This is a genomic window from Spirochaeta isovalerica (genome assembly GCF_014207565.1).
In the GTDB taxonomy this organism is placed as follows: Bacteria; Spirochaetota; Spirochaetia; order DSM-2461; family DSM-2461; genus Spirochaeta_F; species Spirochaeta_F isovalerica.
Genome location: NZ_JACHGJ010000004.1, coordinates 264828 through 278821 on the forward strand (window position 1 = coordinate 264828; position 13994 = coordinate 278821).

At 46.0% G+C, this 13994-nt stretch carries 16 protein-coding genes; 2 read left to right on the plus strand and 14 right to left on the minus strand.

The window, feature by feature from the left end; all coding sequences use genetic code 11:
* Positions 1-121: 121 nt before the first annotated feature.
* The 4 genes from HNR50_RS12670 to HNR50_RS12685 are packed head-to-tail and all read right to left on the minus strand — an operon-like array spanning position 122 to position 4072.
* On the minus strand, positions 122-2776 hold the full coding sequence (locus tag HNR50_RS12670) for a CHC2 zinc finger domain-containing protein (protein WP_184747142.1): 2655 nt from the start codon (positions 2774-2776) through the stop codon (positions 122-124).
* Entirely contained in the window at positions 2773-3537 is a 765-nt protein-coding gene (locus HNR50_RS12675) for a ParA family protein (RefSeq protein WP_184747143.1), read from the minus strand. The genes HNR50_RS12670 and HNR50_RS12675 overlap by 4 nt, the downstream gene beginning before the upstream one ends.
* On the minus strand, positions 3534-3785 hold the full coding sequence (locus tag HNR50_RS12680; protein ID WP_184747144.1) for a hypothetical protein: 252 nt from the start codon (positions 3783-3785) through the stop codon (positions 3534-3536). The genes HNR50_RS12675 and HNR50_RS12680 overlap by 4 nt, the downstream gene beginning before the upstream one ends.
* Complete coding sequence (locus HNR50_RS12685) at positions 3782-4072, minus strand: hypothetical protein (RefSeq protein ID WP_184747145.1); 291 nt, start codon at positions 4070-4072, stop codon at positions 3782-3784. The genes HNR50_RS12680 and HNR50_RS12685 overlap by 4 nt, the downstream gene beginning before the upstream one ends.
* 293 nt (positions 4073-4365) lie before the next feature.
* Between HNR50_RS12685 and HNR50_RS12690 the strand changes: the two genes are divergently transcribed.
* Both HNR50_RS12690 and HNR50_RS12695 read left to right on the plus strand, forming a co-directional pair.
* On the plus strand, positions 4366-4713 hold the full coding sequence (locus HNR50_RS12690) for a helix-turn-helix domain-containing protein (protein WP_184747146.1): 348 nt from the start codon (positions 4366-4368) through the stop codon (positions 4711-4713).
* The gene (locus HNR50_RS12695) at positions 4706-5239 is read left to right on the plus strand and encodes a hypothetical protein (protein WP_184747147.1); all 534 of its coding nucleotides are present in this window, start codon (positions 4706-4708) and stop codon (positions 5237-5239) included. The genes HNR50_RS12690 and HNR50_RS12695 overlap by 8 nt, the downstream gene beginning before the upstream one ends.
* Before the next feature lie 9 nt (positions 5240-5248).
* Here the strand turns inward: HNR50_RS12695 and HNR50_RS12700 are convergent, their stop codons facing one another.
* The 10 genes from HNR50_RS12700 to HNR50_RS12745 form a co-directional block, all read right to left on the minus strand.
* Positions 5249-5620 (minus strand): hypothetical protein, encoded by a 372-nt coding sequence (locus HNR50_RS12700; RefSeq protein WP_184747148.1) that lies wholly within the window; start codon positions 5618-5620, stop codon positions 5249-5251.
* Positions 5621-5625: 5 nt separating this feature from the next.
* Entirely contained in the window at positions 5626-5877 is a 252-nt protein-coding gene (locus tag HNR50_RS12705; protein WP_184747149.1) for a hypothetical protein, read from the minus strand.
* Between the two features lie 592 nt (positions 5878-6469).
* On the minus strand, positions 6470-6790 hold the full coding sequence (locus tag HNR50_RS12710) for a hypothetical protein (protein ID WP_184747150.1): 321 nt from the start codon (positions 6788-6790) through the stop codon (positions 6470-6472).
* A gap of 92 nt (positions 6791-6882) precedes the next feature.
* Entirely contained in the window at positions 6883-7812 is a 930-nt protein-coding gene (locus HNR50_RS12715) for an RHS repeat-associated core domain-containing protein (protein ID WP_184747151.1), read from the minus strand.
* A gap of 36 nt (positions 7813-7848) precedes the next feature.
* Positions 7849-8820 carry a tyrosine-type recombinase/integrase gene (locus HNR50_RS12720; RefSeq protein WP_184747140.1) on the minus strand — a complete coding sequence of 324 codons (972 nt, stop codon included), beginning with the start codon at positions 8818-8820 and terminating at the stop codon, positions 7849-7851.
* Entirely contained in the window at positions 8817-9734 is a 918-nt protein-coding gene (locus HNR50_RS12725) for a tyrosine-type recombinase/integrase (protein ID WP_184747141.1), read from the minus strand. The genes HNR50_RS12720 and HNR50_RS12725 overlap by 4 nt, the downstream gene beginning before the upstream one ends.
* Positions 9735-9921: 187 nt before the next feature.
* Positions 9922-12576 (minus strand): CHC2 zinc finger domain-containing protein, encoded by a 2655-nt coding sequence (locus tag HNR50_RS12730; protein WP_184747142.1) that lies wholly within the window; start codon positions 12574-12576, stop codon positions 9922-9924.
* Positions 12573-13337, minus strand: a complete 765-nt coding sequence (locus HNR50_RS12735; protein WP_184747143.1) for a ParA family protein — start codon at positions 13335-13337, stop codon at positions 12573-12575. Before HNR50_RS12735 ends, HNR50_RS12730 begins: the two co-directional genes overlap by 4 nt.
* On the minus strand, positions 13334-13585 hold the full coding sequence (locus HNR50_RS12740; protein WP_184747144.1) for a hypothetical protein: 252 nt from the start codon (positions 13583-13585) through the stop codon (positions 13334-13336). Before HNR50_RS12740 ends, HNR50_RS12735 begins: the two co-directional genes overlap by 4 nt.
* On the minus strand, positions 13582-13872 hold the full coding sequence (locus HNR50_RS12745; protein WP_184747145.1) for a hypothetical protein: 291 nt from the start codon (positions 13870-13872) through the stop codon (positions 13582-13584). The genes HNR50_RS12740 and HNR50_RS12745 overlap by 4 nt, the downstream gene beginning before the upstream one ends.
* Positions 13873-13994: the final 122 nt, after the last annotated feature.

Below are 13994 nucleotides of genomic sequence, written 5' to 3' on the forward strand. Positions count from 1 at the left end.
CTTATGAAAACAAAAGTGGGTCATATGGTTTTGACCCACTTGACCCACTTTTATGTAACTATCGGGATAGTAAGGATTTAAGACTTCTAATCGATTCTGACCCACTTTGAACCACTTACCTTTACGATTTAAGTAACTTACTCATATCCAGAAGTTCGATAGACTCATCAGCCACCAATCGGTAGGCATTCCGGCTTCCTCGGGTTCGGCTTCCGGTGCAGATCAGATATTCAAAATCACAGAGAGTTTTTACATTCCTCTTCACAAACATCTGATTGAGTCCTGTCAGCTCTCGGAGTTCTCTCTGAGTGACAGAGACCTCTTTAGGAAGAAGATTCTCTTCCTTTGCCTTGTCCCGAATAACCCGCCGGATCTCCCCGTAGAGAGTGATGGCGGACTTGGGAAAGTTGGTCAGTGTGGCCGGAAGGATCTCTTTGATAATACGGGCGGCAATCTCAAGATCGGTTTCGTCACACTCGATGTACTTCACTCCGTTTTCTTCCTTTTCTTCCTTCTGGTACTGGCGCAGGAAAGCAACGGAAGCTATCAAGTCCATAAACCTGTCGTGGTCTCTTCTGGACCGCATCAGAGTATCGGGAAAGTTGATCTTCTCGGCCAGCGGATTGATGATAAAGACCTTTTTCAGAAGCCTCTGCGCTGCGTGATGAGCTTTGATGATCCGGGGGATCTCATCCCGCTTCACCTGCAGACGGTCGGTAGAATACTTTTTCTTCTGTGAGGCGTGGATCCGCCGTGTCTGATCGGTCGATTCATCGGTGTTAACGACAAAGCTACGGGAAGTGTTCTCGGCGTTCAGATCGTAATCGGTAGAACTCATCACGGCGGAGACAATAACCTCTTTTCTCACCAGCTTACTGGTCATCTGACCGGTTTTCTCATCCTTGGAAGTCACAAGCCGGCTCAGTTCATGAGATGACAGCATTTCCCTTATCTGGTGCTCCACAACTTCCGAGTGAACCGCTTCCCCCATAACCAGAAACTTGTGTTTCAATCCCCCCTCCGGCAGATAGTTGAGAGCCTGATCCGAAAGGCTGGTCATTGATACCACGTCCTCCGGCGGGATCAGCTTTTTCACCGTGTCGATAAGATAGGATTTACCGGCGGCTGACTCAGACATAACAATCACAGAGATAGGATCATCAAGTTTTCGGGAGGAAGCGGCTAAATAGATAAGGATTTTGTTGATCTCTTCGCCTACGTATCCGAGAAGTTCCGTGTCCTGGACAATCCGGTCGAACAAGTCGGCAGAAGTAAGGAATTCCATTCCCATTTCAACTTCCTGTTCGGTCAGTTCGATCTCTCTGTCTTCGTCTCCCGCCAGTGCTTTGTCCCTCTCCTCTTCCAGATACTCGACCATGCGGATCAGGTCCTTCTCAATCCTCTTTGATTCCACATCAAAAAGGCGGGAGAGTTGTAGAGAGAAACCGGTACGGGATCGAGCGGAATAGAGATCACAATTGTCGATAAAACTCTGTTCATTCCTCTCAGCTCTGACGTTTACCTTCAGGTTGCTGACAAACAGTTCTTTGACTCCTAGGAGCCGATAAGTAATGTCAGAGGCAGAGATCAGATACTTCCCTTTGTCCTTCTTCACCGAGAAGTCAGGGCTCTTCCCTTTGGGATAGATAACCTCCGCAGAATCCAGGAGTGGTTTAATATCTTCTTTTCTTCCATTTAAGGTGAGAAGCTCATTCCAGTCTTTGCAATGAGAGGGATAGACCAATTTAACAGGAATCTCCTCTTCAAGGAGACGCTGACCTAGCTTCTCAGCAGCCGTACTACCGGCAGCGTCATTGTCAAAAGCGATTGTTGCCAGTTTCACTCTCTCATCCTCCAACAGAGAAAGGTGATCGTCAGTAAAACCGTTGGTTCCATAGCAGGGAATGACATTCTCTACACCCATCTGGATGAGGGATAGAGCATCGATGACAGATTCAGTGAGGATTATCTCTCCTCTGTAAACAGAAGCGGCTTTCCGGTTCAAAAGACCGTGGTGCGGACCTTTGAGGTAGAGGTGTTTAATCTTGGTCGATTCTTTGATCTTCCGGCCATAGAGGCTGACAACCTTACCAGTAGAATCGAGGAGAGGGAAAACAACACAATCTTTGAAAGTCTCGTATCCCTTTTCGTTGAACACACCGATTTCTTTAAGAGCTTTCTTCTGTCCGGAGCTGACAAGATCTTTCAGTTTCCCATTGGAGTATCCGACAGAGAACCGGGAAAGAACCTTCAGTCCTATCCCTCTGGATTTAAAGTAGTCCATAGCTTCCCGGGAAGAGGAAAGAGACCGCTGGTAGAACTCCATGACTCTTTCCAGATCGACACTGTCAAAAGCACTCTCGTTTTCTACACTACCGCCCTCCGGTTGGTGAGACTCTGAAGGTACCGGCTCTGCCGGAACCTCCAAAGTCTTGGGAAAGGGAACAATAGAACCGTCAAATTCTTTCAGGTACTTCAAGGATTCCTTGAAATCAATCCCTTCCATCTTCTGAACCAGGTCGAAAATATCACCGGATTCACCACAGCCGAAACAGTTGTACAGTCCTTTCCCTTGATCGATAGACAGACTGGGAGTATCGTCGTCATGCCAGGGACATTTAGCCATATGAGAACGGCCTTTCTTCTCATAGCTCACACCGAAGGATGAGAAAAGGGACAAAATATCGACCCTTTTCTTGATCTCATCCTTCTCGAACTCATCGAGAAAGCCCGATACTTTCAGGGTTTTCACCCCGCCTAATCGGTCTGAGCTCATACAATTCCGGCCTCCACGCCGAGACGGGAGAGGATTTCATCGCCTAGGGCTGAAACCTCAGAGCGGATCTTCACTTCCTTTCCGGGAAGGTTGACCACGCCGTCTTTCAGAGCGATAGCCTCTTCAATCTTGATGCTCTTGGAGATAACTGTGTCAAAGACTGTTCCTCCAAAAGCTCCCTCTATCTCTTCTCTGATCTGTCTTGTGATGATGGGAATGGGATTGAACTCATTGATAATAACGCCGAGGATTGAGAGATCGGGGTTCAGGTTCTTTTTAACCTTGCTCACGGCGTTCATAAGGTCGTTGGTTCCCTGCATGGAATAGAGAGAAGGCTTCATGGGAAGAATCAGGTGATCAGCTGCAGAAAGAGCGTTGAGTGTCAGAATGTTCAATGATGGCGGAGTGTCGAAGAGGATGAAGTCAAAACCTTCAAACTCTTCTGCAGATAATAAATCCTGTACTCTGGAATAAGCATCTACTTCTCCGAGGTACCGTTTTTCAAGTAATGAGAGTCGGAAGTCTCCGGCGAGAAGGAAAAGATTGTCGGCGATACTCTGAGTTGAGATAATGCCGTCCTCAAGGGCTTCAAAGAGTCCCTTGATCTCTTCATCTGAGAGGCTCTTGGTAAGGTTGCCTTGAGGATCACAATCTATGAACAGAGTTCTGTAGCCTCTGGAAGCCAGGTAAAAACCACATTCTCTACAGGTGGTACTTTTACCGACGCCGCCTTTCTGGTTGGTGAATATAATCTTTTTCATAAGGCAGTCTCCTGATCTTTCCAGATCTGGTTACTGATGGCTTCCATCGTCTTCGGTATCATGGAGACAGGCATGATACTGCCGATCAGGAAGTTCTTGTGATCCAGTTCGACCATTTCACCTTCTAAAGTGATAAACAGTTCAGTAACGTCGTAGGCTCCAGGCTTTGCCTCCACGGCAGTGATCCGGTTGCCCATTTCCAACAGGTAAGTGATTTCAATAAGATTTGAGGTGCTAAGTGTTTTCATAGCGGACCTCCCGCTACCCTCTGGTGTTTCATCTGCAGCTTGTACTTCCGCTTGGCATCCCCCACCAACTTGTGAAGCTGGGCGTAGGTTCGACGGAAATCAAAGAGTTTGATTTGTGCTTCGCCTGAGAAATAGGCGGCCTGTAGAGTGTGGATAGCAACGCCGGAGATGGTCAGCCGGCAGTTTACCTTGCCGTCGACATCGACGGCCTCGACTGTAACAATCTGACAGTTTCGACTGAGGTAGTACGATGCTTCGTACAGGTCAAAGGTCTGAATTTCCTGCATGGGAAACTCCTTATGGAGAGGAGAGACTTCTTTGACTGGAAATTGAAAATTGTGTAAAATGATTTAGTCATAGAGGGTTTTCTCCTCGTGATGTATGGGCCTTGTTTCGATCAGTTTGGCGACGGATAGGAAACAAGGCTTTTTTTATCCCCATCGACTCAGGGGTAGTAACCTTTATTCAGGTGTTTTTTTAAACAGTGTCAAGTAAAATATTTGAATCTTGAATGTACTTTAATGTTACGATATATTGCACACAGATGTCAAGCAGAACATTTCACCTGTATAATTTCCTTGTGAAAAATACTTTTAACAACAACATGGCTCTATTCAGAAAAAGAAAAGGATTGTCTCAAAGAGAGTTGGCTCAGATTGTAGGAATTTCTCACAGAACCATAGCCTACTATGAAGCAGAAACCAATAGTATTCCCCTCGACAAGTTGGAAAACATTGCAGAAGCATTAGGTGTACTTCCCGGAGACCTGGTCAATCCCGTCGATGAAAAGGTCAGAGAGAAAATTGAACTGGATCTAAAACTCGTGAAGAAATTACAACAGATAAAGCAGCTACCAGATAGGGATCAAAGAGCCATTTCCAATCACATCAATGCTCTGATCGATAAAAATAGAGGAGCAAATGGGTAAGAAAGTAATTTTCGGCCTTAACAGTCCTGTGGATTTACTCGAGAAAGTAATATCTGAAAGGTCAGAAATTTCTACAGTATCTACTGACATTAGTAACCACTACATGGTTATCAATATCATCCTTTCAGTCAATCATCTCTTCGATTGGGCTCTCAAGTCTGAGGAATACTGTTTGGACAAGAAGAAAGCTATTGTGGTTGAGTTAAATCCCTATTCGGAAACTGAAAGAATCCCTTGGGATTTCAAGGAATTATACAGTCAAATTGTACCTCATCCACCAGTCAACAAAGATCAGAAGCTCATCCGGGAACTGAGCAACAACTTCAAGCATTTCAAGCAGGAGAAAATCAATACACGGTTTTCAAAGAAATATCTGTCGGTCGCCGGGAATATGGTGGCAGGCGGGGCTACAGCCTGCTGTGGCTACTATGAAGAATATGGTTTCTTTGTCGATGAAGGATCATCAACAATCGATCTACTGGCTTCATTCGACCGAAGCATCTCCAATTGGCAGGCTGTCATCTAAAAGGAAACTCTAATTTAACTCCGACAACTTCACCTTATCATACCCGCCACGCTTCTTGTCCTCCGGGTGCGGCTCGATCCCGATTATCGTAATATCCTTTTGATCCGGTCCATAAACCCAGAAGATCCGACCGGCGGAAGGAGTGTTGTTTTCAAGATACGATTCCCAAACCTTCATTCCATATCGGCGACTTAAATCTGAAATCTCATGAGAGGACAGCCCCGGGTGTCTGGGATTCTGACTGAGAAAACCGAAAGCTTTCACCAGTTTCTTGAAGAGCTTCTGCTCTGTCTTGCTCAAACTCCCCTTATCCGCTTTTTTTGTGAGGTCATTCCAGAAGAGCTCCATCTCAGGAACCCCCATTCGTATGCTAAATGCCATTCCTATCAGTCTTCCAGGTATTTGGAAAAATCAATGGGCGCGGAGACTTTGCCCTTTTTCAGGTTCTCGACCGATTTGTCCATCATTTTCAGAGTGTTGGCGGAGATCAGGGTCGGATCGACGAGAACTCGGGGAATCATCTCGATTCGTCCGTCGTTAAACTCCATCACGTGATAGTAATCGTACTTGGCTCCACGGACTGTAAAGCGGTTCTTCGAGTCGATTTTTGTATCGTATTCTTTTAATACTGCACTCATATTTACCTCAACAAGTGGGATATCCCACTTACAAGATACAGCGGAAAAGAGAGAAATACAAGGTTTCTAATAGAATGTTGGGGGAAAAACACAGGCTGACCGCTGCTGGCCTATCCCCGTGAGGAAGTTCCGTTCCGGCCGTCCGTCACCGACAGAACAGCGGTTATAGTCAGCTAATCGCCATCCTGGCGGCAGCCGATAATCGAGGTTCTGTCGACTTCATCACTAAGAGTGAGAGATTTTCACAATCCATTCACGTGATAAAATCCCGTTTGAAACGCCGACAGAGCAGGGAAAAGATCCTCAGAATGAGGTTTTTTTACCAGGGCTGTCGGCGGATATAAAAGGTGAGGGTTTCGAAGAATCCCGGTGCTGTTGTAACAAATAACCGTTTTACAAAATATGCTGACAGTCTGCTAATTCTTCAATCTCAGAATCAACTGACCGCACCTGAACCACGCGCAGGTAGGCAGAATCTCCGTTATCGGGTGAGCGTCAGCGAACGGACCGCCGACAAGGACGTCGGCTGACGATAACGTAAATTCTGTCGAAGACCGGAGCCATGATGGCGGAGGGATGGACCTGCCGAGTTTTATTTGCTATCCTCAATAGTGCTTTCAATATATTTATTAAAATCCACATATGGATTTTCCATATCTTTCATTGAACTCCCTTTTACTCGAGTAAACGGATTAGCATTCATGTCCTCTTTAAAATTCCAGTTTTGATATAACGACATATCATCAATAATCTCAAGATAATAGACATCCTCTCCGGTATCAATGACTAAATATCCTTCATCATCAATAGAACCGGATGTAGCAAAATCAAACTGATGCTCGTTGAATGGATCTACAAAAATGACAAAATACTCATCGTCGTTAACCTTCTCTATTCCGAGAAATGAATCCATCTTTACATCTCTTGTATTATGACAACGCCAGATCCCTTCAAAAAGATCGGAACTATAAATATTGATGCTACATGAGATCAATAATAAGACTACTAGAAATCTGTTCTGAAGTTTCGCCAAGAAGAACCTCCGTTATTAGTAAACTTGAATACAGTATCTGATGCTCTCATCGTGTAGGGATTAACAAAGTTGGTACCATTCGCTATCTGAAAATGAAAATGAGGAGCAGTACTTGATACATCATTGTTGTTTTTCATTGGAAATGGCATTATCGCCTGGCCTGGTTTATACAGACCTCCAGAAATCCTTGACCAAGATCCTTTATCACCATGAGAGATTTGCATGTTTAAGTTTGTTCCAATGATGCTTAATGTCATTGTATTTGAACGCCCCTCATCAGCATTGGTCATTTGTGTGTAAAAAGGTGTTTTAGCCGAACCTCCAACACCGTCAATTCCAGGATGAGCAGTAGTTTGATAGTCACCTGTTAAACCTTGATTATCACCAAATCCACCGGTTTGAACTCCATTTGTTATATAGTCAGTTATATCCAAATTCCCTTCATCAATTACGGCCTGATTGTACTGTCCCATTAAATCAAGAATCTGATCTTTCAATACACCCAACTTCTCACCTGATTCTGGAGAATCATAATCTGGACCCATGAATATATCACGAAATTGAGCTTGTGCTTCAGTAATCTGATTTTGAAGATCATCAGTCAACTCACTCATTCCCGTAGGATCAATGTAATTCACAGGATTGTTTGAAGTATACGAATACCAATTCATCGATTGTATTATTGAAAATCCTTTCTGATTTGGGTTAACTAAAGCTGGTCCAGCCGGATCCACACTAATCCACCGCGACGTCATCGGATTCTGATACCGCGCGCTCATGTAATAAAGCCGAGTTTCCTCATCCCACTCCTTGCCGGTAAACTGTAAAGTCTCCCCCGGAGAGGCCTGAACACCACCTAGAGCATATCTTTTTCTGTTGGAATTAAACGTTTTGGCGGTCACTTTTCACAGTGTAACCGCACAAAGAGGCCTTTTCAATCATTTCTTTACGTACCTGGCCACATGCTCGGCTCTGTCATGAAACTTTTCTCTTAAGGCTTTTAGCTGTTTTCTGTACTCCCGGTCAATCTCCCTGTAGTAGCCGTTTTCCCTCGGGTGATACATCCTGTAGGCCCGTCTCTGGCTCTCCTCCGTCGGATGGGTGTAGCGTACCGTCGTTTCCATGCTGTTGTGGCCAAGAAGTTCGGAGACATAGCGAACATCAGCACCGGCTTCCAGCAGATGGGTCGCCGTGCTGTGGCGGATCGAGTGGATCGATAACCCCGGCTTTCTGATTCCTGATTCAAAGAGGTACTTTCTAAAACGTAATGACATGCAGTGGTAGGTCAGATGCCCGCCAGAAAGTCCGGGAAAGATGTAGTCGTTTTGAGACGAGGTTGTTCTTTGTTTCCATTTGCTCAGGAAGAAGGCAGCAGAACTGCAGAAAGGCACATAACGGTCATAACCGCCCTTGCCCTGCTCCACTTTAAGTTTTCTTGAATCGATGAATACATGTTTCCATTTGAGGCTCAAGGCCTCCGAGCAGCGGAGTCCAGAAGAATAGAGGAGTTCAAAGAATGTCCTGTCCCTCAGGTGTGAACCAACGGTGTCGAGGAAATATTCCATCTCACAGGTAGAAAAAATCGGCTTCTCCCGGCTTGTTGATTTTACTTCCGGGATAAGCTCCGCCACAGGAGAGAGAATCAGATCATTTTTGTAAAGCCAGGTGAAGAACTGACGGACACTGCTCACATACTGGGCGATTGTGCCTTCTGTAAGTTCCTTCTCTTTCAGGAAAGAAATGTAACGGTTAAAGTTCTTTTCTCCAATTTCCCGTAGATCAGAAGGACTGTCAGAAAGTGAAGAGAGAAAATAAAGAACATGGTTCAGCTTTCGCCTCACCGTTCTTTTCTTCAAGCCTTTTCCGGCAAGGTAATGCTCGTAATCGGTCCGGCATTCAGAGAAGGTCATGACTTGTGACCTCCTCTTGGATGGTACTGATCAAGAATGTTCCGCAGGGCCTCAGTGTCCACTTTCGTGTAAACTCCTGTCGTACTTAATCGGCGGTGCCCCAGAAACTTCTGGATCTTCCGGATGTCGCAACCTGCTTTCAGCATGTGGTAGCCGAAGGAATGGCGGAAAATATGGGAAGTAACCTTCTCCCTTCCCATTTCCCTGCAGACCTCTTCCAGTACGCCGTTGAGCCATTTCTTCAGGTTGGTAGAAGCGCCAAAGAGAAGATTGCTTTCTTCTGCTCTCCACAAAACCCTGTCTCTAAATTCCTCTATGTAAACGGTCAGATTCTCTTTCACATAATCATTGAGGTAGGCAGTTCTCTCACTGTTTGTCTTAATGTCATGAACCAGAACGGTTCCACCAGAGAGATCGATGTCTTCCAGCCTGACCGCCGCCGCTTCGGATATCCTCATCCCCGTCGAATAGAGCAGTTCACACAATAGGTGGGCTTTGTAATACCTCTTGTAATCCCGAAGGTTCTTTCCTCTGGTAAAGTCGGCAAGAAACATAAGAAGTTCATCCATTTCCTTCTCGTCGGGAATGTTTCCCGGCAACTTGGAAGGAGCCTTGATCCGTTCGATCAGCCGGAAGGGATTAACCGAAACCAGCCTTCTTTTTTTCATGTAGTCCCAGAATGCAGAAAGAGGACCGATAATGCTTAAGATAGAGGCATGGGAATATCGATTCTCCTGTCCAGTCATCCAGCTTTGAAAGTTCTGGGCTTCCCGGTAGTCCAGGGACAGGAAGTCTGAACCGTTAAGATACTCGGTGAGGATGTTGAAGGAGTGGCGGAAGCCTTTGGTCTTCTTGCCGGAGGCCAATAGATGGGAATAATAAGCTTTAACAAGGTTTTTATCTTCTTTTTTCATACCCTCTCTCCCTGAAAATCACGACCCACTCAATCCTGAAAAAGTCAAATCATTGCCAGCTAAGGACTTATGAAAACAAAAGTGGGTCATATGGTTTTGACCCACTTGACCCACTTTTATGTAACTATCGGGATAGTAAGGATTTAAGACTTCTAATCGATTCTGACCCACTTTGAACCACTTACCTTTACGATTTAAGTAACTTACTCATATCCAGAAGTTCGATAGACTCATCAGCCACCAATCGGTAGGCATTCCGGCTTCCTCGGGTTCGGCTTCCGGTGCAGATCAGATATTCAAAATCACAGAGAGTTTTTACATTCCTCTTCACAAACATCTGATTGAGTCCTGTCAGCTCTCGGAGTTCTCTCTGAGTGACAGAGACCTCTTTAGGAAGAAGATTCTCTTCCTTTGCCTTGTCCCGAATAACCCGCCGGATCTCCCCGTAGAGAGTGATGGCGGACTTGGGAAAGTTGGTCAGTGTGGCCGGAAGGATCTCTTTGATAATACGGGCGGCAATCTCAAGATCGGTTTCGTCACACTCGATGTACTTCACTCCGTTTTCTTCCTTTTCTTCCTTCTGGTACTGGCGCAGGAAAGCAACGGAAGCTATCAAGTCCATAAACCTGTCGTGGTCTCTTCTGGACCGCATCAGAGTATCGGGAAAGTTGATCTTCTCGGCCAGCGGATTGATGATAAAGACCTTTTTCAGAAGCCTCTGCGCTGCGTGATGAGCTTTGATGATCCGGGGGATCTCATCCCGCTTCACCTGCAGACGGTCGGTAGAATACTTTTTCTTCTGTGAGGCGTGGATCCGCCGTGTCTGATCGGTCGATTCATCGGTGTTAACGACAAAGCTACGGGAAGTGTTCTCGGCGTTCAGATCGTAATCGGTAGAACTCATCACGGCGGAGACAATAACCTCTTTTCTCACCAGCTTACTGGTCATCTGACCGGTTTTCTCATCCTTGGAAGTCACAAGCCGGCTCAGTTCATGAGATGACAGCATTTCCCTTATCTGGTGCTCCACAACTTCCGAGTGAACCGCTTCCCCCATAACCAGAAACTTGTGTTTCAATCCCCCCTCCGGCAGATAGTTGAGAGCCTGATCCGAAAGGCTGGTCATTGATACCACGTCCTCCGGCGGGATCAGCTTTTTCACCGTGTCGATAAGATAGGATTTACCGGCGGCTGACTCAGACATAACAATCACAGAGATAGGATCATCAAGTTTTCGGGAGGAAGCGGCTAAATAGATAAGGATTTTGTTGATCTCTTCGCCTACGTATCCGAGAAGTTCCGTGTCCTGGACAATCCGGTCGAACAAGTCGGCAGAAGTAAGGAATTCCATTCCCATTTCAACTTCCTGTTCGGTCAGTTCGATCTCTCTGTCTTCGTCTCCCGCCAGTGCTTTGTCCCTCTCCTCTTCCAGATACTCGACCATGCGGATCAGGTCCTTCTCAATCCTCTTTGATTCCACATCAAAAAGGCGGGAGAGTTGTAGAGAGAAACCGGTACGGGATCGAGCGGAATAGAGATCACAATTGTCGATAAAACTCTGTTCATTCCTCTCAGCTCTGACGTTTACCTTCAGGTTGCTGACAAACAGTTCTTTGACTCCTAGGAGCCGATAAGTAATGTCAGAGGCAGAGATCAGATACTTCCCTTTGTCCTTCTTCACCGAGAAGTCAGGGCTCTTCCCTTTGGGATAGATAACCTCCGCAGAATCCAGGAGTGGTTTAATATCTTCTTTTCTTCCATTTAAGGTGAGAAGCTCATTCCAGTCTTTGCAATGAGAGGGATAGACCAATTTAACAGGAATCTCCTCTTCAAGGAGACGCTGACCTAGCTTCTCAGCAGCCGTACTACCGGCAGCGTCATTGTCAAAAGCGATTGTTGCCAGTTTCACTCTCTCATCCTCCAACAGAGAAAGGTGATCGTCAGTAAAACCGTTGGTTCCATAGCAGGGAATGACATTCTCTACACCCATCTGGATGAGGGATAGAGCATCGATGACAGATTCAGTGAGGATTATCTCTCCTCTGTAAACAGAAGCGGCTTTCCGGTTCAAAAGACCGTGGTGCGGACCTTTGAGGTAGAGGTGTTTAATCTTGGTCGATTCTTTGATCTTCCGGCCATAGAGGCTGACAACCTTACCAGTAGAATCGAGGAGAGGGAAAACAACACAATCTTTGAAAGTCTCGTATCCCTTTTCGTTGAACACACCGATTTCTTTAAGAGCTTTCTTCTGTCCGGAGCTGACAAGATCTTTCAGTTTCCCATTGGAGTATCCGACAGAGAACCGGGAAAGAACCTTCAGTCCTATCCCTCTGGATTTAAAGTAGTCCATAGCTTCCCGGGAAGAGGAAAGAGACCGCTGGTAGAACTCCATGACTCTTTCCAGATCGACACTGTCAAAAGCACTCTCGTTTTCTACACTACCGCCCTCCGGTTGGTGAGACTCTGAAGGTACCGGCTCTGCCGGAACCTCCAAAGTCTTGGGAAAGGGAACAATAGAACCGTCAAATTCTTTCAGGTACTTCAAGGATTCCTTGAAATCAATCCCTTCCATCTTCTGAACCAGGTCGAAAATATCACCGGATTCACCACAGCCGAAACAGTTGTACAGTCCTTTCCCTTGATCGATAGACAGACTGGGAGTATCGTCGTCATGCCAGGGACATTTAGCCATATGAGAACGGCCTTTCTTCTCATAGCTCACACCGAAGGATGAGAAAAGGGACAAAATATCGACCCTTTTCTTGATCTCATCCTTCTCGAACTCATCGAGAAAGCCCGATACTTTCAGGGTTTTCACCCCGCCTAATCGGTCTGAGCTCATACAATTCCGGCCTCCACGCCGAGACGGGAGAGGATTTCATCGCCTAGGGCTGAAACCTCAGAGCGGATCTTCACTTCCTTTCCGGGAAGGTTGACCACGCCGTCTTTCAGAGCGATAGCCTCTTCAATCTTGATGCTCTTGGAGATAACTGTGTCAAAGACTGTTCCTCCAAAAGCTCCCTCTATCTCTTCTCTGATCTGTCTTGTGATGATGGGAATGGGATTGAACTCATTGATAATAACGCCGAGGATTGAGAGATCGGGGTTCAGGTTCTTTTTAACCTTGCTCACGGCGTTCATAAGGTCGTTGGTTCCCTGCATGGAATAGAGAGAAGGCTTCATGGGAAGAATCAGGTGATCAGCTGCAGAAAGAGCGTTGAGTGTCAGAATGTTCAATGATGGCGGAGTGTCGAAGAGGATGAAGTCAAAACCTTCAAACTCTTCTGCAGATAATAAATCCTGTACTCTGGAATAAGCATCTACTTCTCCGAGGTACCGTTTTTCAAGTAATGAGAGTCGGAAGTCTCCGGCGAGAAGGAAAAGATTGTCGGCGATACTCTGAGTTGAGATAATGCCGTCCTCAAGGGCTTCAAAGAGTCCCTTGATCTCTTCATCTGAGAGGCTCTTGGTAAGGTTGCCTTGAGGATCACAATCTATGAACAGAGTTCTGTAGCCTCTGGAAGCCAGGTAAAAACCACATTCTCTACAGGTGGTACTTTTACCGACGCCGCCTTTCTGGTTGGTGAATATAATCTTTTTCATAAGGCAGTCTCCTGATCTTTCCAGATCTGGTTACTGATGGCTTCCATCGTCTTCGGTATCATGGAGACAGGCATGATACTGCCGATCAGGAAGTTCTTGTGATCCAGTTCGACCATTTCACCTTCTAAAGTGATAAACAGTTCAGTAACGTCGTAGGCTCCAGGCTTTGCCTCCACGGCAGTGATCCGGTTGCCCATTTCCAACAGGTAAGTGATTTCAATAAGATTTGAGGTGCTAAGTGTTTTCATAGCGGACCTCCCGCTACCCTCTGGTGTTTCATCTGCAGCTTGTACTTCCGCTTGGCATCCCCCACCAACTTGTGAAGCTGGGCGTAGGTTCGACGGAAATCAAAGAGTTTGATTTGTGCTTCGCCTGAGAAATAGGCGGCCTGTAGAGTGTGGATAGCAACGCCGGAGATGGTCAGCCGGCAGTTTACCTTGCCGTCGACATCGACGGCCTCGACTGTAACAATCTGACAGTTTCGACTGAGGTAGTACGATGCTTCGTACAGGTCAAAGGTCTGAATTTCCTGCATGGGAAACTCCTTATGGAGAGGAGAGACTTCTTTGACTGGAAATTGAAAATTGTGTAAAATGATTTAGTCATAGAGGGTTTTCTCCTCGTGATGTATGGGCCTTGTTTCGATCAGTTTGGCGA

Bases quoted from the DNA above. Each gene is read 5' to 3' on its own strand.
- HNR50_RS12670 (WP_184747142.1), bottom strand. From the start codon at position 2,776: ATGAGCTCAGACCGATTAGGCGGGGTGAAAACCCTGAAAGTATCGGGC.
- HNR50_RS12675 (WP_184747143.1), bottom strand. From the start codon at position 3,537: ATGAAAAAGATTATATTCACCAACCAGAAAGGCGGCGTCGGTAAAAGT.
- HNR50_RS12680 (WP_184747144.1), bottom strand. From the start codon at position 3,785: ATGAAAACACTTAGCACCTCAAATCTTATTGAAATCACTTACCTGTTG.
- HNR50_RS12685 (WP_184747145.1), bottom strand. From the start codon at position 4,072: ATGCAGGAAATTCAGACCTTTGACCTGTACGAAGCATCGTACTACCTC.
- HNR50_RS12695 (WP_184747147.1), top strand. From the start codon at position 4,706: ATGGGTAAGAAAGTAATTTTCGGCCTTAACAGTCCTGTGGATTTACTC.
- HNR50_RS12700 (WP_184747148.1), bottom strand. From the start codon at position 5,620: ATGGCATTTAGCATACGAATGGGGGTTCCTGAGATGGAGCTCTTCTGG.
- HNR50_RS12705 (WP_184747149.1), bottom strand. From the start codon at position 5,877: ATGAGTGCAGTATTAAAAGAATACGATACAAAAATCGACTCGAAGAAC.
- HNR50_RS12710 (WP_184747150.1), bottom strand. From the start codon at position 6,790: ATGGATTCATTTCTCGGAATAGAGAAGGTTAACGACGATGAGTATTTT.
- HNR50_RS12720 (WP_184747140.1), bottom strand. From the start codon at position 8,820: ATGACCTTCTCTGAATGCCGGACCGATTACGAGCATTACCTTGCCGGA.
- HNR50_RS12725 (WP_184747141.1), bottom strand. From the start codon at position 9,734: ATGAAAAAAGAAGATAAAAACCTTGTTAAAGCTTATTATTCCCATCTA.
- HNR50_RS12730 (WP_184747142.1), bottom strand. From the start codon at position 12,576: ATGAGCTCAGACCGATTAGGCGGGGTGAAAACCCTGAAAGTATCGGGC.
- HNR50_RS12735 (WP_184747143.1), bottom strand. From the start codon at position 13,337: ATGAAAAAGATTATATTCACCAACCAGAAAGGCGGCGTCGGTAAAAGT.
- HNR50_RS12740 (WP_184747144.1), bottom strand. From the start codon at position 13,585: ATGAAAACACTTAGCACCTCAAATCTTATTGAAATCACTTACCTGTTG.
- HNR50_RS12745 (WP_184747145.1), bottom strand. From the start codon at position 13,872: ATGCAGGAAATTCAGACCTTTGACCTGTACGAAGCATCGTACTACCTC.